Source organism: Aneurinibacillus tyrosinisolvens, assembly GCF_001015055.1.
Lineage (GTDB): Bacteria > Bacillota > Bacilli > Aneurinibacillales > Aneurinibacillaceae > Aneurinibacillus_A > Aneurinibacillus_A tyrosinisolvens.
Genome location: NZ_BBWZ01000003.1, coordinates 40562 through 67142 on the forward strand (window position 1 = coordinate 40562; position 26581 = coordinate 67142).

The 26581-nt window shown below is 46.4% G+C and carries 28 protein-coding genes and 1 riboswitch; of the genes, 19 read left to right on the top strand and 9 right to left on the bottom strand.

Translation table 11 applies throughout. The features are described from left to right. The first annotated feature begins 4 nt into the window (after window positions 1–4). The 5 genes from MBEAL2_RS03755 to cbpB all read left to right on the top strand — a co-directional run bounded on the left by MBEAL2_RS03755 (window position 5) and on the right by cbpB (window position 4676). Window positions 5–1531, top strand: a complete 1527-nt coding sequence (locus MBEAL2_RS03755; protein WP_047151004.1) for an ABC transporter ATP-binding protein — start codon at window positions 5–7, stop codon at window positions 1529–1531. Between the two features lie 4 nt (window positions 1532–1535). Then, entirely contained in the window at window positions 1536–2600 is a 1065-nt protein-coding gene (locus tag MBEAL2_RS03760; protein WP_047151005.1) for an ABC transporter permease, read from the top strand. Between the two features lie 4 nt (window positions 2601–2604). Beyond that, window positions 2605–3573 (top strand): ABC transporter permease, encoded by a 969-nt coding sequence (locus MBEAL2_RS03765; RefSeq protein ID WP_047151006.1) that lies wholly within the window; start codon window positions 2605–2607, stop codon window positions 3571–3573. Window positions 3574–3694: 121 nt separating this feature from the next. Next, complete coding sequence (gene mscL, locus MBEAL2_RS03770; RefSeq protein ID WP_047151183.1) at window positions 3695–4165, top strand: large conductance mechanosensitive channel protein MscL; 471 nt, start codon at window positions 3695–3697, stop codon at window positions 4163–4165. Window positions 4166–4238: 73 nt separating this feature from the next. Continuing rightward, entirely contained in the window at window positions 4239–4676 is a 438-nt protein-coding gene (gene cbpB, locus MBEAL2_RS03775; RefSeq protein ID WP_152667685.1) for a cyclic-di-AMP-binding protein CbpB, read from the top strand. 122 nt (window positions 4677–4798) lie between these two features. Here cbpB and arsC read toward each other — a convergent pair whose 3' ends face one another. The 4 genes from arsC to MBEAL2_RS03795 are packed head-to-tail and all read right to left on the bottom strand — an operon-like array spanning window position 4799 to window position 7420. After that, complete coding sequence (arsC, locus tag MBEAL2_RS03780) at window positions 4799–5230, bottom strand: arsenate reductase (thioredoxin) (protein ID WP_047151007.1); 432 nt, start codon at window positions 5228–5230, stop codon at window positions 4799–4801. Window positions 5231–5254: 24 nt separating this feature from the next. Beyond that, entirely contained in the window at window positions 5255–5731 is a 477-nt protein-coding gene (locus tag MBEAL2_RS03785) for an ArsI/CadI family heavy metal resistance metalloenzyme (RefSeq protein ID WP_047151008.1), read from the bottom strand. Window positions 5732–5756: 25 nt separating this feature from the next. Beyond that, a complete protein-coding gene (locus MBEAL2_RS03790; protein ID WP_047151009.1) occupies window positions 5757–7052 on the bottom strand; it encodes an arsenic transporter in 1296 nt (431 codons plus the stop codon). A 41-nt stretch (window positions 7053–7093) separates the two neighbouring features. After that, window positions 7094–7420 carry an ArsR/SmtB family transcription factor gene (locus MBEAL2_RS03795; RefSeq protein WP_047151010.1) on the bottom strand — a complete coding sequence of 109 codons (327 nt, stop codon included), beginning with the start codon at window positions 7418–7420 and terminating at the stop codon, window positions 7094–7096. A gap of 152 nt (window positions 7421–7572) precedes the next feature. On the opposite strand from MBEAL2_RS03795, the gene MBEAL2_RS03800 reads away from it, so the two are divergent. Both MBEAL2_RS03800 and MBEAL2_RS03805 read left to right on the top strand, forming a co-directional pair. Further along, the gene (locus tag MBEAL2_RS03800) at window positions 7573–7950 is read left to right on the top strand and encodes an ArsR/SmtB family transcription factor (protein WP_047151011.1); all 378 of its coding nucleotides are present in this window, start codon (window positions 7573–7575) and stop codon (window positions 7948–7950) included. After that, window positions 7940–10057, top strand: coding sequence for a heavy metal translocating P-type ATPase (locus MBEAL2_RS03805; protein ID WP_082129741.1), 2118 nt, complete (start codon window positions 7940–7942; stop codon window positions 10055–10057). Before MBEAL2_RS03800 ends, MBEAL2_RS03805 begins: the two co-directional genes overlap by 11 nt. Before the next feature lie 59 nt (window positions 10058–10116). On the opposite strand, the gene MBEAL2_RS03810 is transcribed toward MBEAL2_RS03805, so the two are convergent. Both MBEAL2_RS03810 and MBEAL2_RS03815 read right to left on the bottom strand, forming a co-directional pair. Continuing rightward, window positions 10117–10305 carry a hypothetical protein gene (locus MBEAL2_RS03810; protein ID WP_047151012.1) on the bottom strand — a complete coding sequence of 63 codons (189 nt, stop codon included), beginning with the start codon at window positions 10303–10305 and terminating at the stop codon, window positions 10117–10119. A gap of 144 nt (window positions 10306–10449) precedes the next feature. Then, a complete protein-coding gene (locus tag MBEAL2_RS03815) occupies window positions 10450–11043 on the bottom strand; it encodes an ECF transporter S component (RefSeq protein WP_047151013.1) in 594 nt (197 codons plus the stop codon). Between the two features lie 8 nt (window positions 11044–11051). After that, a riboswitch (FMN riboswitch) is annotated at window positions 11052–11204 on the bottom strand. 113 nt (window positions 11205–11317) lie between these two features. Here MBEAL2_RS03815 and MBEAL2_RS31580 point away from each other — a divergent pair. Further along, complete coding sequence (locus tag MBEAL2_RS31580; protein ID WP_047151014.1) at window positions 11318–11830, top strand: hypothetical protein; 513 nt, start codon at window positions 11318–11320, stop codon at window positions 11828–11830. Continuing rightward, window positions 11793–12431, top strand: coding sequence for a DNA-3-methyladenine glycosylase family protein (locus MBEAL2_RS03825; RefSeq protein ID WP_047151015.1), 639 nt, complete (start codon window positions 11793–11795; stop codon window positions 12429–12431). Before MBEAL2_RS31580 ends, MBEAL2_RS03825 begins: the two co-directional genes overlap by 38 nt. A 33-nt stretch (window positions 12432–12464) precedes the next feature. Here the strand turns inward: MBEAL2_RS03825 and MBEAL2_RS03830 are convergent, their stop codons facing one another. Then, complete coding sequence (locus MBEAL2_RS03830; protein WP_047151016.1) at window positions 12465–12689, bottom strand: hypothetical protein; 225 nt, start codon at window positions 12687–12689, stop codon at window positions 12465–12467. A gap of 232 nt (window positions 12690–12921) precedes the next feature. On the opposite strand from MBEAL2_RS03830, the gene MBEAL2_RS03835 reads away from it, so the two are divergent. Together MBEAL2_RS03835 and MBEAL2_RS03840 are read left to right on the top strand one after the other, a co-directional pair. After that, a complete protein-coding gene (locus MBEAL2_RS03835) occupies window positions 12922–14046 on the top strand; it encodes a GGDEF domain-containing protein (RefSeq protein ID WP_047151017.1) in 1125 nt (374 codons plus the stop codon). A 78-nt stretch (window positions 14047–14124) separates the two neighbouring features. Beyond that, window positions 14125–15243 (top strand): YheC/YheD family endospore coat-associated protein, encoded by a 1119-nt coding sequence (locus MBEAL2_RS03840; RefSeq protein ID WP_047151018.1) that lies wholly within the window; start codon window positions 14125–14127, stop codon window positions 15241–15243. Between the two features lie 81 nt (window positions 15244–15324). Here the strand turns inward: MBEAL2_RS03840 and MBEAL2_RS03845 are convergent, their stop codons facing one another. Then, window positions 15325–15960, bottom strand: coding sequence for a GerMN domain-containing protein (locus MBEAL2_RS03845; protein WP_052947426.1), 636 nt, complete (start codon window positions 15958–15960; stop codon window positions 15325–15327). 173 nt (window positions 15961–16133) lie between these two features. Here MBEAL2_RS03845 and MBEAL2_RS03850 point away from each other — a divergent pair, with 173 nt between their 5' ends. From MBEAL2_RS03850 to MBEAL2_RS03875, 6 genes are all read left to right on the top strand, one after another. After that, window positions 16134–16805 carry a LytTR family DNA-binding domain-containing protein gene (locus MBEAL2_RS03850; protein WP_047151019.1) on the top strand — a complete coding sequence of 224 codons (672 nt, stop codon included), beginning with the start codon at window positions 16134–16136 and terminating at the stop codon, window positions 16803–16805. Window positions 16806–16990: 185 nt separating this feature from the next. Continuing rightward, window positions 16991–18511: a succinyl-CoA:acetate CoA-transferase ScpC gene (scpC, locus tag MBEAL2_RS03855; RefSeq protein ID WP_047151020.1), complete on the top strand. Its 1521-nt coding sequence runs from the start codon at window positions 16991–16993 to the stop codon at window positions 18509–18511. Window positions 18512–18632: 121 nt separating this feature from the next. Then, window positions 18633–20744 (top strand): ATP-dependent helicase, encoded by a 2112-nt coding sequence (locus tag MBEAL2_RS03860; RefSeq protein ID WP_047151021.1) that lies wholly within the window; start codon window positions 18633–18635, stop codon window positions 20742–20744. A gap of 21 nt (window positions 20745–20765) precedes the next feature. After that, the gene (locus MBEAL2_RS03865; RefSeq protein WP_047151022.1) at window positions 20766–21626 is read left to right on the top strand and encodes a CvfB family protein; all 861 of its coding nucleotides are present in this window, start codon (window positions 20766–20768) and stop codon (window positions 21624–21626) included. Window positions 21627–21806: 180 nt separating this feature from the next. Beyond that, window positions 21807–22052 (top strand): hypothetical protein, encoded by a 246-nt coding sequence (locus MBEAL2_RS03870; protein ID WP_047151023.1) that lies wholly within the window; start codon window positions 21807–21809, stop codon window positions 22050–22052. 128 nt (window positions 22053–22180) lie between these two features. Continuing rightward, window positions 22181–22375: a hypothetical protein gene (locus MBEAL2_RS03875; RefSeq protein ID WP_047151024.1), complete on the top strand. Its 195-nt coding sequence runs from the start codon at window positions 22181–22183 to the stop codon at window positions 22373–22375. Between the two features lie 79 nt (window positions 22376–22454). Here the strand turns inward: MBEAL2_RS03875 and MBEAL2_RS03880 are convergent, their stop codons facing one another. Continuing rightward, on the bottom strand, window positions 22455–22652 hold the full coding sequence (locus tag MBEAL2_RS03880; protein WP_047151025.1) for a hypothetical protein: 198 nt from the start codon (window positions 22650–22652) through the stop codon (window positions 22455–22457). Between the two features lie 308 nt (window positions 22653–22960). Between MBEAL2_RS03880 and MBEAL2_RS03885 the strand changes: the two genes are divergently transcribed. Beyond that, window positions 22961–25369 carry a 3-hydroxyacyl-CoA dehydrogenase/enoyl-CoA hydratase family protein gene (locus MBEAL2_RS03885; RefSeq protein ID WP_047151026.1) on the top strand — a complete coding sequence of 803 codons (2409 nt, stop codon included), beginning with the start codon at window positions 22961–22963 and terminating at the stop codon, window positions 25367–25369. A 15-nt stretch (window positions 25370–25384) separates the two neighbouring features. Next, window positions 25385–26566, top strand: coding sequence for an acetyl-CoA C-acyltransferase (locus MBEAL2_RS03890; RefSeq protein WP_047151027.1), 1182 nt, complete (start codon window positions 25385–25387; stop codon window positions 26564–26566). The last annotated feature ends 15 nt before the right edge of the window (window positions 26567–26581 follow it).

Genomic DNA, 26581 nt, shown 5'->3' on the forward strand with positions numbered 1-26581 from the left:
TGGTATGGATTACGTAGTAGAAATGCGGTCGATTACGAAAATTTTCGGGGATTTTATAGCCAATGAAAATATTACCCTCCAGGTAAAAAAAGGCGAAATTCATGCTCTTCTCGGCGAGAACGGGGCAGGGAAATCTACTTTAATGAATGTATTATTCGGACTGTATCAGCCTGATGGCGGGGAAATTTACGTAAACGGGAACAAGGTGAACATCACCAGTCCGAATGTTGCTAATGATCTGGGGATTGGAATGGTGCACCAGCACTTTATGCTCGTAGAACCCTTTACAGTAACGGAGAATATTATCCTTGGAATAGAACCGAAAAAAGGCATGAAGATTGACATCAAGCGAGCGGAGAAAGAGGTACAGCGCATCTCTGAGCAGTATGGCTTGATGGTGGACCCGCGGGCGAAAATTGAAAACATTTCGGTTGGCATGCAGCAGCGTGTCGAGATTTTAAAGACGCTCTATCGGGGGGCTGACATCCTTATTTTTGACGAGCCGACAGCGGTATTAACCCCGCAGGAAATTGAAGAATTAGAACAGATTATGCGCAACCTCGTAAGAGAAGGCAAATCTATTATTTTAATTACACATAAATTAAAAGAAATCATGGCAACATCTGACCGCGTTACGATTATCCGGCGCGGAAAGTGGATTGATACAATTGATATTGCCGGAACGAATGAAAACGACTTAGCGGCGAAAATGGTCGGACGTGAAGTTACATTCTCTGTTGAGAAGAAACCTGTCGAGCCGAAGCAGGCCGTGCTTCAGATTAGTGATCTGGTCGTAAAAGACGAACGCAATGTAAACGTCGTAAATGGACTGTCCCTTGATGTGAAAGCAGGGGAAATTCTCGGGATAGCCGGTATAGACGGAAACGGTCAGCGCGAGCTCATTGAGGCCATTACAGGGCTTCGGTCCACTTCTTCCGGCCGGATTATGCTGAACGGGAAAGAAATTACAAACATGAAACCTCGCAAAATTATGAAGGCAGGGGTCGGGCATATCCCTGAAGACCGTCATAAACGCGGGCTTGTCCTGGATTTTCCAATCGGAGAAAACATGGTTCTTGAAACCTATTATGAAAAGCCGTTTGCACGAAATGGGTTCATGAACTTTAAACAAATATATAAACATGCGGAGAAGCTCATACAGGAGTTTGACGTGCGGACTCCGTCATCCCGTATACAGGCGCGGGCGCTTTCCGGGGGAAATCAGCAAAAAGCTATCATTGCGCGTGAAGTTCATAGCAACCCGGACCTTTTGCTTGCCGCCCAGCCAACCCGTGGTCTGGACGTGGGGGCCATTGAATTTATCCACAAGCGCTTAATTGAACAGCGCGACCACGGGAAGGCAGTGCTGCTCCTTTCTTTTGAACTAGATGAAATCTTAAATGTTTCCGATCGGATTGCGGTTATTTATGAAGGCCAAATTGTCGGTATTGTACAGGCATCTGAAACAAACGACAAGGAATTGGGTCTCATGATGGCTGGCGGCGGCCGGAAGGCGACGAGCGAGGTGTAATGAAATGGAAGCCGTAAAGAAGGTTAAAGGGCAGAGCGGGTTTGTGATTTCGCTCATTGCCGTTATATTAGGCATGCTGGTTGGCGCTGTCATTATGCTTATAAGCGGATTCAATCCGATAGATGCTTACAGCGCTTTATGGAACGGAATATTTGGCAGCCCCTACCGGTTCGGTGAAACGCTTCGTCAGGTTACTCCGCTGATTTTTACAGGTTTATCGGTCGCTTTTGCGTTCCGTACCGGCCTGTTTAATATCGGGGCGGAGGGGCAGTTCGTTATCGGCTCGCTGTGCGCGCTCCTTGTCGGCATTGTATCGCCACTGCCTGCATTCTTAACCGTTGTCCTTGCTCTCATTGCAGGTGCGCTCGGCGGGGCGATCTGGGGCTTCCTTCCGGGCCTTCTAAAAGCCCGGTTTAAAGTACACGAGGTTATTACAACCATTATGTTGAATTACATCGGTTTGTACCTCACCATGTACATTGTCCGCACTTTTTACCGGGACGGGGACTTCTCAAAACCGGTGCAGGACGGCGTTACATTAAAAGCGGCCTGGTTAACTCAGATTTTTCCGGGTTCGCGCATCCATCTTGGGATTTTTGTTGCTATCATTGCTGCCTATTTGGTTTATCTTTTATTGTGGAAAACGACCCTTGGTTTTGAATTGCGCTCCGTTGGATTCAGCCCAAGCGCGTCGGAATATGCGGGGATGAGTGTTCCCCGTAATATTATAGCTTCGATGATGCTTTCCGGTGCGCTGGCAGGGCTCGGAGGCGCTGTTGAACTTCTTGGAGTGTATGGCTATATTGCACTGGAATCTTCCTCTCCGGGATACGGGTTTGACGGCATTGCCGTGGCGCTTATCGGGAGCAACACACCGATTGGCGTGCTGCTTGGCGGCTTTCTTTTTGGGGCGTTAACATTCGGTTCCACTCTCATTGAGAGGGCAGCGGATGTTCCGACAGAAATCGTGCGCATTATTATCGCCCTGATTATTTTCTTCGTTGCGGCAAACGGGATCGTCCGCGGCGTCCTCGGTGCCTTTACCCGCCGTAAGAAGGAGGGACTATAAGTCAATGCTCGACATTATCGTTATACTCATTAACAACATGCTTGTATATGCTACACCGCTTATCTTTGCGGCACTTGGCGGTGTTTTCTCTGAGCGTTCCGGGGTTGTTAACATCGGACTTGAAGGAATGATGATCATCGGGGCATTCGGCGGTGCGCTGGGGACGATTTGGTTCGGCCAGGAGGCACAGGCGGGCTCGTTTGCTGCGGCTGCGGCTCCCTGGATCGGGATTGCTGTAGCGGCCCTATTCGGACTGCTCCTTGCAATACCGCATGCTGTGGCGTCGATCCATTTTAAAGCGGATCAGGTCGTAAGCGGGGTAGCGATTAACTTCCTTGCCCTTGGTGTATCTGTCTATTTCGTTAAACAAATTTATAATGCGGCACAAACACCGGCCGTTGCCCAGCTCATCCATAAACAGGCGATTCCGTTGCTCTCATCCATTCCTGTTGTTGGCCAGGCCTTCTTTGTACTGTACCCGACGACGATACTGGCGCTGCTGTTTGTGGCATTAGCTTATTACATTTTATATAAGACGCCGTTTGGCCTTCGCCTTCGGGCGGTCGGCGAACATCCGGCAGCTGCAGACACGAACGGAATTAATGTTTATAAAATGCGTTATATTGCCGTGTTGATTAGCGGAATGCTGGCAGGAATCGGCGGTGCCGTTCAATCTCTTGCCATCGCGGGGAACTACCAGTATGGCACGATTTCCGGCCAGGGATTTATGGCGCTTGCCGCCATGATTTTTGGGAAATGGCACCCGGTAGGTGCAATGCTTGCGGCCCTTTTCTTTGGCCTTGCCCAGGCGATCAGTGCACTCAGCCAAACGATTGGCCTGAATGCCTACATTCCAAATGATTTTATTAATATGTTCCCGTATGTGGTTACGATCCTTGCACTCGCCGGCCTTGTTGGAAAGACAAATGCCCCGGCAGCCGATGGCAAGCCTTACGAGAAAGGAAGCCGCTGATCGTTCAGCGGCTTTTTTCTCACCCGTTTAAGAAAATAAAAAGTGTGGAATTATCCTAAGGGAGTGAACACATGCTAACGGTGAGTGTTTGCTATTTGAACATTGGGAAAGGAATTGGATGATGCGTTTTTTTCATGATTTTAAGAAGTTTATTAACAAAGGGAATGTAATCGACTTAGCTGTCGGGGTTGCCCTCGGTACGGCCTTCAATAATATTGTTACGTCTCTCGTAAATGATATTCTTATGCCGCCCATCGGGAAAATTCTAAACGGTGTCGATTTCTCCGAACTATATATCAATCTTTCCTCACAGCACTATGCTTCACTGAAGGAGGCCAAAAATGACGGCGCCGCTACGATTAACTACGGACTCTTCCTGAACAACGTGCTTCGGTTTCTTATCGTTGCCCTGTCGCTGTATGTTGTTGTCCGTGTATATACACGGTTGAGCGAGATAAGGGAGAGCGAAGTAGAGAAGAAGGAAGAGGCGGTTACTAAGGATTGTCCATTCTGCCTGACGGAAATCCCGGAGGCTGCTGTCCGCTGCCCTTCGTGCACGTCTTATCTGGAGACCGCAGAAGACGTAACCTGAAGAAAAAAGTGCGTAACAATCGGTTGCATGATAAAATAAAAGTCAAGATTACATAAAGGGATGCGATTCATGCATGGGGAAAATAGAAAAAGAGATTGTTTTTAAAGAGGGCGTTAAGGAGTTAATGATTCCGGCAAATAAGGTCGCTATCGTACAGGTAGGGAACTCGCTGGAGCATGCTCTGCTCGTGCTTATTAAATCAGGGTATTCTGCGATTCCTGTTGTAGACAGGGACTATAAGCTGCAGGGATTAATCAGCACAACACGTATTCTTGATTTTTCGCTGGGCATTGAAAGAATCGAGTATGAAAAACTGGGCCAGCACACGGTGGAAGAAGTCATGGAGAAGAAAGTGGCGTGGATTAAAGAGAGCGGCTTATTCTTTAAAGCTTTGGAATTGTCTATCAACCATCCGTTTCTATGCGTGGTTGACGACGAGGGCGTTTTTGTTGGAATTCTAACCCGTAAATCCATCCTTGCGCTTGTTCACCGGTATTTGAAACATCCGTAGAGTGTTCCTGGCTGTGAAAAAACATAAAAAAGCATCTGTATTTCTGTTATGTTGAGAGTGGGGCCAAACAATGTAACAGGATATACAGATGCTGCAATATCACAAAAATTTTTCCATCGCCATTACATCAATAAATTTTCTTCAGCGAAACGTTTAACTCTATCCTCGATTTGATCGCGTACACGCTGGAAAACAGCCCACTTTTCTTCGTCTGTGCCGGTTGCTTTCGCCGGATCATTGAATCCCCAATGGCCGCGTTTTACATGGGGAGGTGTCATTGGACATTTATCATTTGCATCACCACAAAGTGTCACGACAAAATCAGCTTTATTTAAAAGTTCCGGGTCGATAATATCTGATGTTTGTTTTGAAATGTCGATTTCTTTTTCTGCCATTGCTTTTACTGCATTTGGATTCAAGCCGTGTGCCTCGATGCCTGCACTGTACACATTATATTTATCCCCTAAATATTTTTTGCCGAATCCTTCTGCCATTTGGCTGCGGCAGGAGTTCCCTGTACAAAGAAAGTAAATGATTTTTTTGTTTTCTGCCATGATGACTTCTCCTTGTGATATCGCTTATTTTTTGAAGCTGCCAAGATTTCCGAATTCGATTGCAACAGGCTCAGGCGTACAGCACACACCTTCAATGACGGGTTCATCTGCTGATTCAAATTCAGAATCCTCTTTTGTATAGAATACTTCCCAGGCATTGCCCTCCGGGTCATGAACCCAAATTTTATCCTGGACAGCGTAGCAGCAAGTTGTATTCATTTCATCAAGTGTAACAATCCCTGCTTCTTGGAAACGCGCTCTCATGACGATGACAGCTTCTGTATCAGCTACCTGGAATCCCATGTGATTCAATGCACCCTTGTTATCATATGGACGCACATTCATTGAGAAATGGAGAGGGGGATTATTCAATTCGAATTTTGCATAATTGTCTCTGACTTTCGTTGGTTCCTCACCAAAAAAAGCGCGATAAAACGTAAGATTTTCCTCCAGGCTTTTTACATTAATCGCAACATGCATTCTAAATGTAGGTGTAGACATATCCTTCATCCTTTCATATTTTTATTTATGAAATCAGGTTAAGCCATAAGTACAGCCCAACAAGGGTAATAAACAGCGTTGGAATGGTTAAGAGTATCCCGATTTTGAAATAGTAGCCCCATGTGATTTTTATGCCTTTACGGGATAACACGTGAAGCCAGAGTAAGGTCGCAAGGGAACCAATCGGTGTAATTTTCGGCCCTAAATCAGAACCAATGACGTTGGCGAAAACAAGAGCTTCCCTGATGGCTCCTTGTGTATGGGTTGCTTGAATCGCTAAGGCATCAATCATCACTGTTGGCATGTTGTTCATAATGGATGAGAGGATGGCGGCGATAAAGCCCATTCCTACGGTTGCAGCAAACAGTCCCTGGTTTGCTGTCCCTTGAATCAATTGACCGAGCATATCGGTTAACCCAACGTTTCGTAATCCATAGACAACAACATACATTCCGATAGAAAACACAACAACCGCCCAGGGTGCTTCTTTGATGAGTTTAGCTGTTTGAATATCCTGACTCATTCTTGCAGCAATAATAAAGATGATGGCAACAATACCTGCAATAATCGAAACAGGAATACCAAGGGGTTCACTAAACAGGTATCCCGCAAGCAACACACCAAGAACGACCCATGATAAACGGAATAATTTCTTATCGGTTAACGCTTCATGCGGCTTTTTCAACTGTGACAAGTCGTAATTGGCTGGAATATCTTTTCGGAAAAACAGATACAGCACAAGCAAGCTTGCTCCTACGGAGAAAAGAGTCGGGACAATCATTCGGCCTGCATATTCAACAAACCCGACATTAAAGTAATCAGCCGACACGATGTTCACCAGGTTACTTACTACAAGAGGAAGAGACGCAGTATCCGCAATAAACCCACTTGCCATAATAAACGGAAGGATCATTCGGTCATCAAATTTCAGTGCTCGAACCATTGCTAACACGATGGGTGTAAGAATAAGTGCAGCTCCATCATTTGCAAAGAAAGCAGCCACGGCAGCTCCTAACAACACCGTATAAATAAACATCAATCTGCCGTTTCCTCTGGCAAGGCGAGCCATATGTAAAGCTGCCCACTCGAAAAATCCAATTTCGTCGAGAATAAGGGAAATAAGAATAACAGCCACAAACGCCAGGGTAGCGTTCCAAACAATTCCTGTTACGGTTATGACATCAGCGAAACTTACCACTCCAAAAATCAGGGCTAATATCGCTCCTGCTGATGCTGACCAGCCAATGTTCAGTCCTTTAGGCTGCCAGATAACAAACACCAGGGTAATCGCAAAAATGAAAAAGGCAATCCAGGTATGCATGAATCGGTACTCTCCACTTCTCGTTATTTTTCTGCCTCAGCTCAACAGCAATGATTTTGATTGGATCCCCGATATCGTTCTAACTCAGATTTTTGTGAAGGGATTGCATCAATAATATGAGCAAGATAAGGCTCGATTTCCGTATTAAGGCGGAAATACGCCCAGGTTCCTTCCCTTCGTTCAAGGATGAACCCGGCAGTGCGCAGTTTTTTTAGATGCTGGCTTATACCCGGTTGTGATGCGCCTAATAAGTCAACCAAATCACAAACGCATAGTTCTTTTTCCTTCAGATAACCAAGAATAGTAAGACGTGTTTTGTCACTCACGATTTTAAGCAGAGAAGACATATTTTCGATAGCATGCTCCATGTATTCACCTCCTTTTATATAATTTTATAATTATATTAACCTGTAATTATATATAATGCAACTTTTGGGAAACAATCAAATCATTGTTTGACCGTTTTTGAGAAACGGAATATAATAACAATCAAATAAATATTTGATTGTGAAGTGAAACTATGAAAAAAACAGAAGATTGCTGTGAGGTTTTTTGTTATGACGAGGAAAAGGTAAATCGAATTAGGAACGACCTTGCTAATCAGGAAATGCTCTCGGTTACGAAGGTTTTTAAGGCTCTGGCTGATGATACACGCGTGAAAATCGCTTATGCGTTATGCCGGGAAGATGAGTTATGTGTTTGTGACGTAGCAAATATCACGGGTTCCTCTATGGCAACGGCTTCCCACCACCTGCGAACACTAAAGAACTTAGGTTTGGCAAAATACCGTAAAGAAGGAAAGCTGGTCTTCTATTCTTTAGATGATGACCATGTGAAGCAGTTAATCCTGCTCGCCCTCCTGCATAGTAAGGAGGTGGCAATCCCACATGGAAACTAATATAGAAAACAAAAGCGTATACCGGGTTCAAGGATTCACCTGAAGCGGTTGTGCTGCTCGGTTCGAGCGGAACGTGAAGGAATTGCAAGGTGTTGCGGATGCTAAAGTTAATTTTGGTGCTGCCAAAGTTACGGTATATGGAGAGGCCACGGTTGAGGAATTGGAAAAAGCGGGAGCGTTTGAAAACCTTAAATTAACACCCGAGGGGCAGCGGATTGAAGTAAAAAAAGAGCCATTCTGGAAAGAAAACGGAAAGGTTGTTCTTTCTGCCGTATTCCTTATCATTGGCTACCTTCTCGGAAGGCAGTACGGCGAAGAGAGCCTGCCTTCTTCGCTGGTTTACGCTGCATCCATTCTTATTGGCGGTTACGAATTATTTAGTAAAGGTGCCAAAAATCTCGCCCGCTTCCAATTTGACATGAACACGTTAATGACGGTTGCCATTATTGGCGCTGCCGCGATTGGTCAATGGGGTGAAGGTGCTACGGTTGTCATTCTCTTTGCGATTAGCGAAGTATTGGAGCGCTACTCAATGGAGAAAGCCCGGCAATCTATCCGTTCTTTAATGGACATTGCGCCAAAAGAAGCGTTGATCCGCCGTGGAAATCAGGAATTTATGAGCGATGTGGACGACATTCAAGTTGAGGACATTATGATCGTAAAACCAGGACAGAAGCTTGCCATGGACGGAATCGTAGTCAAAGGAACATCAACGATTAACCAGGCGGCCATTACAGGGGAATCGGTTCCTGCAGCCAAAACGATGGATGACGAAGTGTTTGCAGGAACACTCAATGAAGAGGGGCTGCTTGAAGTCAAAGTGACCAGGCGAGTGGAAGATACGACCCTTTCAAAAATCATCCACCTTGTTGAAGAAGCCCAGGCAGAACGTGCCCCTTCTCAAGCCTTTGTTGACAGGTTTGCTAAATACTACACACCTGCCGTCATGATTTTGGCTTTAGCGGTTGCTGTCATTCCTCCGTTATTCAACGGGAATTGGAGCGCATGGCTTTATGAAGGATTAGCACTCTTAGTCGTTGGCTGTCCTTGCGCACTGGTTGTTTCAACTCCTGTAGCCATCGTGACAGCCATTGGGAATGCAGCGAGACGCGGTGTTCTCATTAAGGGAGGCATTCACCTGGAGGAAGCAGGCAGATTATCCGCTGTTGCCTTTGATAAAACAGGTACCTTAACGAAAGGCGTACCCGAAGTAACGGAGTTTATTACGTTCGGCAATAAGAGCAAGAAGGAGCTTTTACGAATGGCAGCGGTCCTTGAAAAAGGCTCCCAGCATCCATTAGCTTCTGCCATCTTGCGAAAAGCAGACCAGGAACACGTGGGCTTTGATGCAGAAGTTGAGGAGTTTGGCTCTATCACTGGAAAAGGCGTAAGGGCGAAGATAGACGGTGAATTGTACTACATTGGCAGTCCCAATCTTTTTACTGAACTGAACCCATCAAACGTATCTGAGGATAGAGCAAGCAAAATTGAAGAACTGCAAAAGCAAAGTAAAACCGTCATGGTTCTTGGAACGGAACAAAACATTCTTGCTCTGATTGCCGTTGCGGATGATGTTCGGGATTCCAGTAAAGATGTTATCGAGAAGCTTCATAGGTTAGGTATTAGGAAAACCATCATGCTGACTGGCGATAACCGCGCTACTGCCGAAGCCATTGGCAAACGTTTAGGCGTTGCTGAGGTAAAAGCAGAGCTGCTGCCACAGGATAAGCTCGAATATATCAAGCAGCTCCGTAAAGACTACGGAAATGTAGCCATGGTTGGCGATGGGATAAACGATGCCCCTGCACTTGCCGCAGCTACGGTCGGCATAGCAATGGGTGGTGCAGGTACAGATACGGCTTTAGAAACAGCTGATATTGCGTTAATGGCTGATGATTTAGAGAAGCTGTCATATACGATAAGGCTAAGCCGTAAGGCACTAACCATTATCAAGCAAAACATTACGTTTTCACTGGCGATTAAAGTACTCGCATTGTTGTTAATTGTTCCAGGTTGGTTAACGCTCTGGCTGGCTATTTTCGCGGACATGGGGGCAACGTTACTTGTTACATTGAACAGTTTGAGATTATTGAACATCAAAGAATAAACAGTAAAAAGCTGATTGTAGCCAGCAGGTTAAGGTACAATCAGCTTTTTGCTGTTTTCTTACGGTTCCATTACATACGAAATTTTTATGGATAGCTGACCATCCCGCAACCCGACATATTCAAGGTTTGAAAAGGTTGCTTCAGGAAATCTTGTGTGCACATCTTTCATCGTATTATACATTTCATCGGCGGAATTAATAAGGACTTCCATGCGGTTCGGTATATTGAATTCAATCGAACTGTTCACTTATATCACCTCATACCCATAGTATTCGGCAAGCTGCAGCCATTTATGGGGGGCTAAAAAAACAATAAAAAAGCTCCTGCATTTGCTGCAGGAGCTGCTTGATTTTATATAGTAGGTTGTGAGGGATACGTAGCTTCCACTGCTTTACGATTGCATCGCGGGACGAATTCGATTGTATATTGGATACGTAATGAGCGCCTCAATAATTCCCTTTATCAGGTTAAAAGGAAGAATTGCGTAGAGAATCAATGTCCATAAGCTTGTGATGCCCGCATTTGCGCTCTGAGAGAATTGAACCATTCCTTCCACAGAAGAGCCCATTAGGTAAGCATACGCCGGTATGAAAATGAAATAGTTGGCCACTGACATAATGATGGCCATGGCGACGGTGCCCGCAAGCGTTCCGACCCAGAAACTGACCTTTTTTGCCTGTATTTTTCGAATGAAAAATACGGAGGTGACAACAAAAGTACTGCCGGCAATGAAGTTAGATAACTCGCCAACAGCCATTCCACCCTGGTTGGTCAGCAAAAAGTGGAGAATATTTTTAATTAATTCAACCGCTACACCTGCCAGCGGTCCAAACAAAATCGCGCCGATGAGTGCTGGAATTTCACTCACCCCGATTTTCAGAAACACCGGAAACCCTGGAAGCGGCATCTCCACAAACATAAGTAAAAAACCGATTGTAGACAGCAGCGAAAGAAGCGCTGTCCGCTTTACATTAGTACCTCGCATTTTTAGTTGTCTCCCTTCTCCCATCCAGACTATACTGTCGGTCTCGGAGTTTCACCGAGTCCACCGAATGCGAATGATTTGCATTCGGGTCACGGACTGAGGGCGCATGCAGTACGCCCATCACCGCCGGTAGGGAATTTCACCCTGCCCCGAAGGATTCTGTAACCTTTTTCACAACCTAATAGAAATATGCCATGAAAAGGTGCGGGCGTCAATATATTATTATATAATTGTTAGTAGTTTATCCGATATCCAAAAACAGGGAGTGACGAATGTGCTGTTTGGTATTTCCTATACGGAATGGACCGGTTATGTAATTGCTATTCTATTTATTATATTACTTAGCTTGCCTAACGGGGTTCTAAAGCGGTTTGAAAAATACTATTCAAACGATCATTTGCATGAGGGAATTCCGTTAAAGGAAGGGACAAGTGTTTTTCTACATGTTGGAACAGAAGAGAAGAGCCAGGAGGGGAAATTACCGTCAGCGGAGGCTGAGCAGTTTATCGCCTGGTTTAACGAAGCCAGGCTTGTTCAGAAGATTCGGTTTCCTGCAGGGCAGAGAAGAGGAATTCTGGTACATATCACAACAGGAACAGGTGAACATATCAACATCGTCCCGTATCGTAACGACTTCGCCGTTCGGCGGGTTGCTGAAAGCAAGAACACGAGGCCGGTGGAGTACTGGGCAAAGCAGGAAGAGATTAGCCAATTTTTTGACAAGCTCACAGCAGCGGAAAGCAAGGTTTATGCCGATGAAACAACAACGATTTCAAAATGGGATTGAACACCTCTCAAGCACAGATCCGATTATGCGTGAACTGATTCAGATGTACGGAGACTGCCGCGTACCTTCCCGTACAGATTCCTTTCTGGTGCTTTGCGAATCGATTATTTCCCAGCAGCTTTCTGTAAAAGCGGCTGCGTCGATTTGCAGGCGCTTTATGGAGTATTTCCACAATCAGCCGACAGACCGTTTGATTTTATCCGCGCCGGAAGATGAACTCCGGGCGCTGGGCCTTTCTTATTCGAAAATTAAATATCTTAAGGACCTGGCCCTGCATCATGGAGACGGCAGGCTGGAGTTTGAAGAAATGGGCGGCATGTCCAACGAAGAGATTATCGACCGGCTTATTCAGGTGAAGGGAATCGGCAGGTGGACGGCGGAGATGTTTCTTATTTTTGGCCTTGGACGGTTCGATGTTTTTCCCGTCGACGATTTAGGAATTAAGAAGGCGATCCAGTTCAATTATGGACTGGCTGATTTGCCGGGGAAGGACGAGATGAGGGCCATTGGACAGGCCTGGGCGCCTTATGAATCGATTGCCTCGCTTTATTTGTGGAGAAGTCTTAATAACAAGCCGCCAATCGAAAAGAGTGTCAAGTGAAAAGCCGCCGTAAATGGCGGCTTTTCATATTCGTTATCTATCTTTGTCACTTTCCATTTGGCGGGCTTGGATTGCTTCCTTCCGGAGGACCGGCTCATTCTTGCTTTTCTCGAAATCTGTTTTATCGTCATCATAAAAAGGCACCTGATTAATCATTGGCTGTTCCTGATCGTTTAATCCTTCCCGATTTGGCTGCATGGCCCGTCCTTTTGTTTTGTTTTTCTGGCCGTGTTCTGCATTATTTTGGTTTGTACCCATTATGCAAACCTCCTTATTTTAGTTAATCCGAATTGGCTTTCTGTCTCTTTTTCTGGAATATGCCCGGTACATGCCATAGGCCAGTGCTGCTAATCCTGCCGTTTTCATCCATTTTTTCATGCTGCACCTCCATGCTTTCTATTTCCACAGTTTCCCCTGCGGCAATCATTTTTTGTTTTATAAAGTATGGTATTCTAGTTAAGTAGGCTTCAACTTTAGGAGGACAACAACATTGGATGTTAGCCAATTTTTCAAAATGTTTATGTTAAATGCCGGAGCCATTACGATTTTTTGCTACATATTCGTAAAGACTTATTACTCTCTCCTATATACCTACCGGAAGTACAGAGAATGGTGGGCCGCCGCAGGTGCGATCGCAGCTGGCGGACTGTCTATGTATTTGGGGATCGCGGAGGCTGATTTTGTCAGCTTTGATTTACGCTATGTTCCCATTGTTCTTGCCCCATTTTTTGTAAGGCGCCGATCCTCTATTTTCATTATTGCAGCAGGAATCGGATTGTTCAGACTGTGCTTCGGGCTTAATCAGGCGGCATACGCAGGAGCAGTAAACATGCTCATTATCGGGCTTGGCATGTTTTTGATTTCCAGCGTCCTGCCGCGGAAGAATAGCAATTTTTCTACTGTGGTTATCGCACTTATCTATATTACAACAGGTAATTTGATTAATATTGTGGCCATTTCCCTGCTCGGCGTCATATCTTTCCACGTATATGCAGCCCAGATTGCGCCTATTTCCTTTTTTTTCGGTATGCTTGGCAGTGTGATTATTGCGTTTTTATTGCGTGATATGGACTTTGATATACGAATGAGAAGACAACTGCAGGAAGAAGTGCTTACAGACCCATTAACGGGAGTTTACAATTACAGGTATATTGACCAATTTTTAAACTCCTTTGACACTTCTTTTTCTAAAAGCCTGTCCGTTGCTTTTATTGACGCAGATTATTTCAAACGAATTAATGACACGTATGGCCATACAGTAGGTGACACGGTGTTAAAAACCCTGGCCCAATCGCTCGCTAGGCAAACCGAGGGAAAAGGGCATACAGCGCGGTATGCAGGAGAGGAATTTATGCTTCTTTTCCCTGATTCAGCGCTTGAAGAAGCGTACACAATTGTGGAGAATGTCCGCCGTCACATCGAGACACTTGATATTTACACGCCCGATGGAGAAGTTGTTCCGCTTACGGTTTCCTGCGGAATTGCGGCTTATCCCGATTATCCGTTAGACGAAGTCGTCCGTAAAGCGGACGAAGCGTTATATGAGGCAAAATCAACAGGCCGCAACCGCGTAAGTGTGGCTTCACCGATCCTTGCTCTGGACCCAATCCTTTAAAGGATTTGCAAAAGCGATAGCACCCACTTTTCTATGCTCACATAGTTTATTATGTGATGGCAGATGAGGAGGCGTGCTATGGAGCGACCCTATGTTGGAATTTTGCTGAATCAGTCTATGTATCGCGGAATTCCGCAAGGAAAAACACAAACTGAAAATCTGGAATTATATGAAGAGGGCAGCCGTATGTATGGAATCAAGCCGTGCTATTTACGTCTTGAGGATCTTCATCCGGATCAGAATAAGGTGCCTGCGTACGTGAAGGAAGGGGAACGATACCGCAAAGTCCTGATTCCCTGCCCCAGAGTCATTCACAACCGTGCACTGCATTTTTCCCGTGTCTCGAAAGAAAGAATTCGGCAACTGCTTGATCGAAACTACATTATATTTAATTATTGGAATCGGTACAGTAAATGGTACGTTCACAGGGTTTTGAGTGAGGATCCGCATATTAGACCGCACCTTCCCTATACGGTGATGGGGACGCCTGAAAACCTGCATATGATGATGCGGAGGTATTCTGGGCTTTTCTTAAAGCCTAACAGCGGAAGCATCGGGGTAGGAATTATGCATTTGTCAAAGAATGGAGGTAAATGGCAGCTTTCTTACTCCAGCGTCGTTGGTGGAAAAAGAGCATGGCGTACTATGTTGTTTTCAAACCGGCTACCCGAGTATATTAGAGGGACGATAAAAAAGCGTTCCTACCAAATCCAGCAGCAGCTTCCCCTTGCCCGCTACCAAAAAAAACCGTTCGATATTCGTGTTTCAGTCCAGCGGGGGGCATCTGGAGATTGGAACATCACCGGGATGGTAGGAAAAGTCGCTGCCGCCGGGCGATTTATAAGCAACGTGGCGCAGGGGGGCAAAGTGTACCCGCTTGCTTTTCTTCTCAGGCAGTATCCATCCCTTTCAATAAAAAGGACAGAAGCTGAAATCAGTGCCTTATCGCTGCGGATTGTTGAGCGCTTGAGTGAGGTTGTGCCAGGGCTGGCGGATGTAGGCCTTGATATTGGGATAACGGCGGATGGATTTCCGATGTTTATCGAATGTAACGGGCGGGACCAGCGTTACAGTTTTCGAAATGGCCGTATGATAGACGAATGGAAGGCCACATACTCAAATCCGATGGGATATGCAAGCTATCTGCTGCAAACGATAGAGGAGAGAAGCGAATCAGAGCCTGTTATTCAAAAATAATGGGAAACAGGGGCAGTGCTCTTCGGCACTGCCCCTGTTTCTTTGTGTATTGTGTATAAGAAAATTGGTACTGTATCGTGATTATTCCGCTTCTTTTAGCTCACTTAACTTCATAGGTTCGATTGGCTGGGTTGTATCCATATGGCCAAGAATCGTGTCGGTCTCTTTTCCGTCAACTTCGATTTTTGTATTCTTATAGCCAAACTGGCCTAGAATTGTAGCGATTTCCTGCAGCATAAATTCCTCTCCGGAGGAGCCGAGGTTGGCATTTTTAACTTCAGAGGATAGGCTTACGACCGCCGTAGCGCCTTCTTTTTTAATCGACTGGATTTTTACACTTTCCGGCAGGATCGGAATGAGTTTTTTGCTTTTGGGCCCTTTTTGCCACTGTTTAAGAGCCAGCATTGGTAAATCTTTTTCATCTTCATATTGAATGGCATGCGTTTCTTTGTACTGGTCCATCAGGTTATCGTCACTAAACACAAGAACGACTTCTTTTGCTTTTGCGGCATTTTTCGGCTGCTCCGCCGGCTGTGCTTGCGTTTGATCCTGCGGCTGGGTTTGCTGGGGCTGTTGTGAATTCGTATTGTTCTGCTGCGCTGTTACCCCCTGATTATTATCGGCCGGAGCCGGATTGGTGCTTTGTGTAGGAGTCGAGCATCCTGCGACGGTGAGCAGCATAAGCGCCATCACAGGTATCACGCGTGGAAAACGCATCGTAATCATTCCTCTCTAAAAATTAAATCAATCTCTATTCTTGCATAATATGGCAGGAGAAAAAACCTTCGGAAGTCCTAATCTGCTTTCATTATAGTAGATTTGGAGAGGAAACAGGGGTAAAATAAATAAATAATATAGATATAAATATAGATAAAGTAGGAGGCGGGAAGGTGGAGATTGAATCCGTACTATCTTTGGTTAAATCAATAAACCGGGCATTTCCCCCGGATGCTTCGATTGCGATTGCCGATCAGTCAAAATTTGTTTACTATCAGCCCAGCCTGAGGATTGATTTAAAAATCAAACCGGGCGATACGATACAGGAAGGGACATTAACCCGTCAGGCACTGGAGCGGGGAGCCGACGTGTCAAAATATGTTGATGAAACGGTTTTTGGTGTCCCCTATTATGCAACAAGTACACTCATTATCGATCGGAATGGAACGGAAGGATGCATCACGACGATTTTTCCTCCGGGGCATAGGGGAGACGAAGCCCGGCCCCTGCGTCATCAATTTTTAATCGGGAAAGGCGAGGACCGGTGGATTCCGATTCCTTTTCATGAAATCTTTTTTATCGAATCGCAAAACGGGAAGACGTTTCTTCATACAGAACGCGGTGTTTATATGAATAAATACAGCTTGCTGGAATTGGAGAGCGTCCTTCCTTTTGACCGGTTTATCCGCTGTCATAGAGCTTATTTGGTGAATGTTGGCGCCATCTTAGAAATCCATCCGGACTTTCACTCTACCTTTGTCATTATTACGGCGGACGAGAAGCGGAGCCGCGTGCCGGTAAGTCAGAAATACGCAAGTTCTTTTCGACGGTTCATGGGCTTTTAGGGAGGGGGCAGCAGCCCGCCTCCTTTTTTGTTGTTGTTTAATGTAAGGGCTTACCTTTCGAAAATGCTGTTTTATCCCTGATTTTTCTGCTTTATCGGGATTTAAAGGATGTGGGAAACATGTCATGATATTGTCATAATTATAAAAGTTTAATAAAGACAAGATATGGTCGGGAGGTTGTTTGCATGTTATCCAGACGTTTACGAGATAAAAGATTAGAGAATCGGATTGTATCAGCGGAAGAGGCGGCAGCCTGGATTAAAGACGGCATGACGCTTGGGCTTAGCGGTTTCACGCAGGCGGGGGATGCAAAGGCGGTGCCGCGGGCGCTTGTTGACCGCGTTAAAAAAGAAAATATACAACTTAAAGTGAACGTCTATACAGGGGCTTCCTTAGGATCAGAAATTGACGGCCTTATGGCGGAAGCGGGTATTATTAACAGACGCCTTCCTTTCCAGGCAGAGAAGAGAATGCGCGGAAAAATCAATCAGGGAGAAATCTTATATACGGACCAGCACTTATCCCACACTGCTGAACTCGTTCGTTCCGATGTATTGCTCCCTATTGATATTGCAATCGTGGAAGCGGTTGCAATTACGGAAGAGGGCGAGCTTGTTTTAAGCACGTCTGTTGGTAACACGACTGTGTTTGTGGAGAAGGCGAAAGAAGTAATCATTGAGTTAAATCTTGCTCAACCGGAAGCGTTTGAAGGTGTTCATGATTTGTATTTTCCGGGTCCACAGGGGGAACGCGGCCCCATCCCACTGCAAAAAGTTGATCAGAAAATTGGAAGCCAGACACTATCTGTTCCGGCGGAGAAAATTAAAGGAATTGTCATAACAGAAGAAAAGGACGTTACGTCGTCCATTGTTCCGCCTGATGAAGAAACGGCGATGATGGCTAAGCACCTTATCGGCTTTTTGCGTAACGAGGTTAAAGCGGGCAAGCTTACTAACAAACTCGCTCCTTTACAGTCAGGAATCGGTTCCATTGCAAATGCGGTATTACACGGGTTTCTCGATTCCGAGTTTACTGATTTAGAGGTATACTCTGAAGTGCTGCAAGATGCAGTGTTTGACCTGCTTGATGCTGGTAAAGTACGGTTCGCTTCCGGATGCTCCATTATCCTGTCGCCGGGCAAAATGAAGAGCGTCCTGCCTAATTTTGAGAAATATCGGGAACAGATTATCCTTCGTCCGCAGGAAATTACAAACCACCCGGAAATTATTCGCAGGCTTGGCTTAATCGCAATTAACACAGCGCTTGAAGTTGATATATATGGGAATGTGAATTCTACGCATGTCATGGGTTCAAATATGATGAACGGAATCGGCGGTTCCGGTGATTTTGCGCGGAACGCAAGGCTTGGAATTTTTGTAACGAAATCGATTGCCAAGAACGGAAACATTTCTAGCGTAGTGCCGTTTATCTCTCACGTCGATCATACGGAGCACGATGTGGATGTGATTGTGACAGAGCAAGGGATTGCTGATTTACGCGGCCTTGCACCGCGTGAACGCGCGGCGCTCATTATTAACAAGTGTGCCCACCCTTCGTATCGCCAGCAGCTGATGGAGTATTTTGAGGAGGCGTGCCAGCGAGGCGGACAAACGCCGCATGTACTTGAGAAAGCCCTTTCCTGGCATATCCAGTATGAAAAGGAAGGCACGATGCTTCAAAAACAGACGAGCTATTTAGGAGTATAATGAGTGACCCTGCCGGACGGCAGGGTTTTTTCTTTCTTGAACCGATGTTTAGCTGTTTTCCTTTACGGATGTTTCCTGTATAGTTGAAGGGATGCAAGCTTTCATAGGAGTTAGATATACAATGACAGAAAATAGAGAAGAAATCGAAGGAATTGGCCATGTTCCCCGCGGCGCGGGCCAGGCGGGAATTCCGCGCGCCGGTATCGCAGCCGATCTTACATCGGAACAACTGGTGCATGATGATGAGGCCGACGCCTTCTTCTTTCGCACCCTTGAGAAGAGAAACATCCGATTGAACGGTTCGCAAATTGACGCCGTTCGCTCCGTTGACGGCCCGGTTTTAATTAATGCGGGCGCGGGGAGCGGCAAGACGACTGTGCTCACGTGCCGAACCGCCTATCTTCTGCTCGTTAAACGGGTGCCTGCGAAGAATATTGTACTTGTCACGTTTACCCGGCAGGCGGCAAAGCAAATGAAGGACCGGCTTTTAATGATTCCGGGGATAAGCGAAGCGATGGTCCGGCAGATGATTATCGGAACGTTCCACTCCCTTGCCCGGACGATTTATTTTCATAAACTGGCGGAACCTCCCCGCATTATGAGCGAGAAACAGAAGGAATTCCTCATTGGGCAGATTACAAAAGAAATGGCGCTTGGGGAGCAGTACGAACCGGAAACACTGCTTGCCTTGCTTGCCCACCTTAAGAATCATTTGCTTATTGCAGGGGAAGAATGGGAAACAGAAGAAGTAGAGGGGCTAAAGGACGATGCCAGGCGTGTACTGCGCAAGTATGAGGCCTATAAACGAGCGAACCATTTAATCGATTATGAAGATTTAATTACAGGGTGCATTGAAACACTTGAGAAATATCCGGAATACCTCGCTGCCCTGCACCGGCGCATGGGCTACATACTGGTTGACGAATACCAGGATACAAACCATGCGCAATACCGGATGGTCCACATGCTGTCTTTGGAGTCGAATTTGTGCGTCGTAGGTGACCCGGATCAGGCCATTTATGGATGGCGCGGAGCGGATCCGTCGATTATTCTCCGGTTCCCGGATGAACACCCGGGCTGCAGCCGGATAACGCTTGATATTAATTATCGTTCACCTTCCGGGGTGGTTGGACTTGGAAATGAGGTCATTAAGCACAATAAAAACCGTTTTGAAAAGGAACTAAAGGTGCTGGACGGAGAAAAGAAGCTTCCGCTGTACTGGAATCCCCGCTCGGTTGAAAGAGAGGCGGAGGACGTTCTCGCACTCATCCGCGAGCTATCGAAGGAGTATGATTACCATAACATTGCCATCCTGTACAGAACGCACAGTACCGCGCGGACTCTATACGAAAAGCTTCTCATGAATGACATTCCATTTACGACGCACCGGGACGAGCCTACCTTTTATGAACTGGCTACCATCCGGCCGGTCATTGATTTTATGAAGCTATCGGTCGATCCGTACAATGAACAGGCACTTGAAAGCATTCTTCCGTGTCTTTATATCAGTAAAGCGCGTTACTTAAAGGAAATTCAAATTATAGCGATTCAAAAAGGAGTTTCGTACCTGGATGCCATAGAGTATCTGGATGCGCTCCCTTCCTTTCAAAGACGAAGAGTGAAAGAACAAATCTCCTGGCTGAAAAGCATTGGCCGTCTCTCCCCGCTGCAGGCGATAAAAGAAATCCGGAACGACGCAGGCGGCGGCTATGATAAGTTTCTGGGAAGCGAGCAGAACGGAGCCGTAACGTATCACAAAGAGCTTTTGCGGGATGATTTGTATGAGCTCGAAGAAGCAGTAAAGCCGTACAAAACGGTTCCGGAATTTCTTGCTTATGTACAGAAGATTATTGTCGAGAAAGAAATGCGCCGGCAGAGCAAGCAGCAGGTACAGGATGGGGTTGTTCTACAGACGATCCACAGCGCCAAAGGCCTGGAATATCCGGTCGTCATCCTCATCGGGGCGATTGACGGGGTCCTGCCGCATAGCATTGCGGTTACGCCAGAAGACAAGCCTGATTTCTGGCTTCATAAACCCCAGGATAACAAGCTTGAGGAGGCAATGGAAGAGGAGCGAAGGCTTTGCTATGTAGCGGTGACACGCGCGAAAAAGCAACTGTATGTCAGTTCGCCGCAATTTTTTCGCGGAAAACCCGTAGCGATCTCGCCGTTTATCCTTGATGCTTTTCGCCCCCAGCCGGAAACGTCGTCCCGTTTGTCGAATGCCAAATAAATACGTAGGAGGAAGGGCAGGATGAGCCTAGAAGCAGGCACGAAAGTGCAGATGAAAGTAGAACGGAAAGCACCGTTCGGTTATTTTTTATCGAGTGGAGACACGGATGTGCTCCTCCACGAGAGCGATACAGAAGGGGAAGTGGAAATCGGTGATACAATTGATGTGTACTTGTATCACGATCACCAGGACCGGTTAGCCGCAACCCAGCATACGCCGCATGTACTGCTCGGTGAGTTTTCCTGGCTTGAAGTTGTCGACATCCACCCGAGAATGGGGGCTTTCTTAAACAACGGAATGCGCAAAGATCTTCTTTTGCCGGCAGATCAGCTTCCCGAAATAAAAGACAAGTGGCCGCGCGCCGGGGACCGGGTATACGTCCAGCTCGAACACGATAAGCAGGGCCGCATGCTTGCCGTGCTGGGGAAAGAGGAGGATTTCGAGGAGATCACCCACCCTGCACCTGCTGACCTGTTTAATCAGGATGTCACGGGATATGTATATAAAATTATAAAAATCGGCGCTTTTTTGCTGACGGAAGGGCAGCACCTCGGCTTTCTCCACAAAGACGAAACGACGGAACCGCTTCGCGTGGGCCAGAAGGTAACTGCACGTGTTTCGCGGGTCCGGGAAGACGGGCGAATAAATCTGACGATGAAGCAGCGCAAGGAAGTGAGCTACAGCCAGGATGCGGAAACGATTTACGTGTACTTGCAAAACCGAAACGGACGGATGCCTTATACGGATAAAACAGAGCCGGATATTATTAAGCAGAAATTCGGGATTAGCAAGGCCGCATTTAAGCGGGCGCTCGGAAAGCTGATGAAAGAGAAAAAAGTATACCAGGAAGATGGCTGGACGATTATTACTGAGAATAAATAAAAGAGAAGCACCCATCTGCACAGTTCAAGTGTGCAGATGGGTGCTTTTTTTAATACTTTTTTGTAAGATAACAATATTTTTATGTTTGAAATACGACATAAAAGGGTAAAAAGCTACGAACGATATAGTGTGTAAAAGAAAGGGCGGTAAAATACATAGTACGGCAGAGGAGGAGAAACCTTGGCTCATAACGGTTATAACAAGATGAGGAAGTGGGAACGCCTGTCCAATCTTCAAACGCGGGTCCAACAAATGGAAGCGCTTCCCGGAGCGGAGAAAAGCGCGTCAGAGAAAACGATGCTTGACCTTTTACGGGAAGGGGAAACGGTTGACGTCCATTCTATCCATGTCGGTGTTTCCTGGAAACAGGCAGATGAATTGAACCGGGAGATTGTGCGTCTGTCAGCTTATGATGTATATAAATAAAGGAAGCCTGCGTAGAAACATGCGCAGGCTTTTTTTGTTGAGAAAGTGTATGTTTTTCTTATGGTTCAACAAAGGAAAAGCTGGGTAAATAGGGAGGGAAAACGTAGAAATTGAAGCAGAAGGGATAGATGAACATGATTCATGGGCGTTTACTTTACTTCAATAAACATTCCGTCGTCCCGCAGGAAGAGCGGTACGATAACTCCATGCAGCCAGGGGAAGTGATTACTTATACACTTTCTGAAAAAGAACTGGCTAAATACAGGCAGCTTCCGCCTGTCTCCGGTAAAAAAGCAATTTCTCTCCCTTACCGCAGAAAATAACGACTAATAAATAAAAAAGCCCTCTCTTCCAAGTTGGAAAACGAGGGCTTTTGTCATGCGATTCTGGATGAATTACGTTTTAATGCGAGCCGGAAAACAGCATTGGCTCAAGAAGATACAAAACAACGGTTGCAGCTGCCAGCGCGGTGCCCCAGGCAGTTAGCTTCATGTCTCGCTTGTTTCCTTTATTCGGTTGGGGCAGCAGCCCGAGGATGATGAGAATAAAAGACATGAGAGCAGCAACCGACAGAAATAAAAACAGGGTAGTTCCCGACATAGTAAAAACCCCTTTCGCCCTAGTGATAACTAATTATATTAAATATACCTATGGAAGAGTATGGATGTCAAAAAAGTTGTATGCTTTTTTTTCAAAAAATAGTGGAAATTTTTTTATGCATATACTAAAATAAATATCAGAACATTTCATATTCATTTTATTTTTTTTATTTAATATGAATGAGCATTCATTCAAGTGTGATTCGTTAGCGATCCATACAGAGCTTACATAAAAAAATATTCTTTCGCATCTCGCTCTATGATTGAATTTCTCGTTCATAAAATATAGGAAAATAAGGAGGTTGCATGATGGAGAGGAGTATTCAGAAAGCAGCTGTATTAGGCTCCGGAGTTATGGGAGCCGCTATTGCGGCCCACCTCGCGAACGCAGGCATTCAGACGTATTTGTTCGATATCGTTCCGAATGCCCTAACAGAGCAGGAAGAAAAGAAAGGGCTTACACTTGAACATCCGGCGGTACGCAGCCGTATTGCTGTAGAAGCAAAAGCCCGCCTTTTAAAAACAAAACCAAACCCGCTTTTTTCCAAAAAGAATGCTGACTTCATCATTCCGGGAAATCTTGAGGATGATTTATCCAGGCTAAAAGAAGTGGACTGGATTGTTGAAGCGATCGTAGAAAACCTGGAAATTAAGAAGCAGCTATGGGCGAAAGTAGAACAGAACTGGACGGAAGGCACAATTGTAAGCTCAAATACGTCGGGCGTTTCCATTAATAAAATGGTGGAGGACAGAGGCGAAGCGTTCCGCAAACATTTCCTTGGGACACACTTCTTTAACCCTCCGCGCTACATGAAGTTACTGGAGATTATCCCTGGAAATGATACGGACAAAAATGTTATCGCTTCCATAAAAGAGTTTGGCGAGAGAAAGCTTGGCAAAGGCGTTGTTCTTGCCAAGGATACGCCAAATTTCATTGCCAACCGCATCGGCACGTACGGCTTAATGGTTACGCTTGACGAAATGGTAAAAGGCGGCTGGACGACGGAAGAAGTAGACGCGATGACAGGTACTGTCATTGGCCGTCCGAAAAGCGCTACGTTCCGTACACTCGATATGGTTGGATTAGACACCTTCGTGCATGTGGCTGGAAACGTGTACGAGTCTGTTGAAGAATCCGAAGAGAAATCAACGTTTGCGATTCCGAATATGCTCAAGAAAATGGTAGAGAACCGCTGGCTGGGAGACAAAACGGGTCAGGGTTTCTATCAGAAGAAGAAAACAGCTGCAGGCAGAGAAATCCAGGCGCTTGATTATAATGAATTCACTTATGTTCCGCTGCAGAAAGTAAAGCTGGCGGCGGTCGAGCAGGCGAAAGCGGCGGGTGGCCTTAAGAAAAGGCTGCAGGCGTTAGCGTACAGCCCGACAAAGGAAGGCCAGTTCACCTGGAATGTGATAAAGAAAGTATTGATTTATTCAGCAAACAAAATTCCGGAGATTGCAGACGATGTAGTAAACGTCGACCGTGCGATGAAATGGGGCTTCAACTGGGAGCTTGGCCCGTTCGAAACGTGGGATGCGCTCGGTGTTGCCAAATCGGTTGAAAGAATGAAGCAGGAGGGAGACACCGTTCCGCAGTGGGTTGAAGATATGCTCGCCTCCGGAAAGACATCATTCTACGAACAGAACAATGGGATTACGTATTTCCACGCGTTAACAGGAGAGCGGCAGGAGGAAGAAACAGCCCGCCAGGTGTTGAAGCTGAAAACATTCAAGGAGCAAGGAAAAACGATCATTTCCAATTCCGGTGCCAGCCTCATTGATATCGGCGACGGAGTAGCCTGTCTGGAGTTCCACTCACCGAACAACGCAATTGGATTCGATATTGTAGACATGCTGTTTAAATCGCTTGAGGAAGTCGAAAAAAATTATCGCGGACTCGTCATTGGCAACGATGCGAAGAACTTCTGCGTTGGTGCGAACCTTATGATGATTCTTATGGAAGCACAGGATGACAACTGGGATGATATTAACTATCTCGTTAGTCGCTTCCAGCAGGCCTCCCTTGCTTTGAAATATTCGAAAAAGCCGGTTGTATCTGCACCGTTTGGCATGACGCTGGGCGGAGGTGCGGAAGTGTGCCTGCCTACAGCGAAAATTCAAGCGGCGGCGGAAACCTACATGGGCCTTGTCGAAGTTGGCGTCGGCGTTATCCCGGGTGGCGGCGGAACAAAAGAAGTCCTTCTGCGGGCCACCCAGGCAGCGGATGCTGTTGACCCGAAAGCGGATTTGCAGCCGTTCGTTAATAAGGCGTTTGAAGCGATTGCGATGGCAAAGGTGTCAACAAGCGGGGAAGAAGCCCGTGACCTCGGATACCTCCGGAGCGGTGACGCCATTTCTATGAATCGCGACCACCTTCTGTATGATGCGAAGCAGTCCGTCCTTGCGCTTGATATGGCCGGGTATGTACCACCGCCAAGGCAGGCGAAAGTCCGCGTCGTCGGTGCGGATGGAAAAGCGGTGCTGAAGCTTGGGGTGTATTCGATGAGACAGAGCGGATTTATCAGCGACCATGATCTTAAAATTGCAGGAAAACTCGCGCACGTACTCACAGGTGGGGATGTAACGCGAAACACATATGTAACGGAGCAATATCTCCTTGATTTGGAAAGGGAAGTCTTCCTAAGCTTATGCGGGGAACCAAAGAGCCAGGAAAGAATGCACCACATGCTGACCAAAGGAAAGCCATTACGCAATTAGGAGGGAGAGAACGAGATGAGAGAAGCGGTCATTGTATCAGCTGTGCGAACAGCTGTAGGGAAAGCGCCGAAAGGAATATTGAAAAATACAAGGCCTGAGGATCTGGGTGCGGCAGTAGTAAAAGAAGCTCTAAACCGTGCGCCCGGTCTCACGCCGGAAATGATTGAAGATGTAGTCATCGGCTGTGCCATGCCGGAAGGGGAGCAGGGCCTTAACGTTGCCCGGATTATTGCTATACATGCAGGGCTTCCTACAACGGTTCCGGGATTCACCATCAACCGGTTCTGCTCTTCCGGCCTGCAGTCGATTGCGATTGCAGCGGAGAAAATTATGTGCGGGTTTGCCGACGTTGTCATCGCAGGCGGTGTGGAAAGCATGAGCTATGTGCCGATGACCGGATACAAACCGGCTCCGCACCCGGATATTGTTGAGAATTATCCGGAGATTTATATTAGCATGGGGCATACGGCGGAAAATGTCGCCGAACGATTCAATGTGTCACGCGAAGATCAGGATAGCTTTGCTGTAGCGAGTCATCAGAAAGCGGCTCGCGCCATCCAGGAAGGCAAATTTAAGGAAGAAATTGTTCCGATTGCGGTCAAAGAAAAATACCTGGACGGCAAAGGGCGGCTGCAGGAAAAAGAGTTTATTTTTGATACCGATGAAGGGGTACGCCCGGAAACAACGGTAGAAGTGCTCGGCAAGCTGAAATCCCCGTTCCGCGTTGGCGGCAAGGTAACAGCAGGTAACGCATCCCAGACGAGTGATGGGGCGGCAGCTGTCGTTGTGATGTCAAGGGAAAAAGCAGAAGAGCTTGGCCTCAAGCCGCTTGCGATTTTCCGCTCCTTCACTGTCGGTGGCGTAGACCCTGATATTATGGGTGTCGGCCCGATCGTCGCGATTCCAAAAGCGCTCAAGCTTGCCGGTATTACACAGGATCAGGTTGATTTGTTTGAAATTAACGAAGCGTTCGCTTCCCAGGCTATCCAGGTAACACGCGAGCTTGGCATCAACATGGAGAAAGTCAATGTTAATGGGGGGGCGATTGCGCTCGGACATCCGCTTGGCTGTTCAGGCACGAAACTGACGGTATCGATTATCCATGAAGCAGCACGCCGCAAAGCTAAGTATGGCGTTGTGTCGATGTGTATCGGCGGCGGCATGGGGGCAGCCGGAGTATTTGAATTCGTTCACTAAGATTTCTATCTTTTT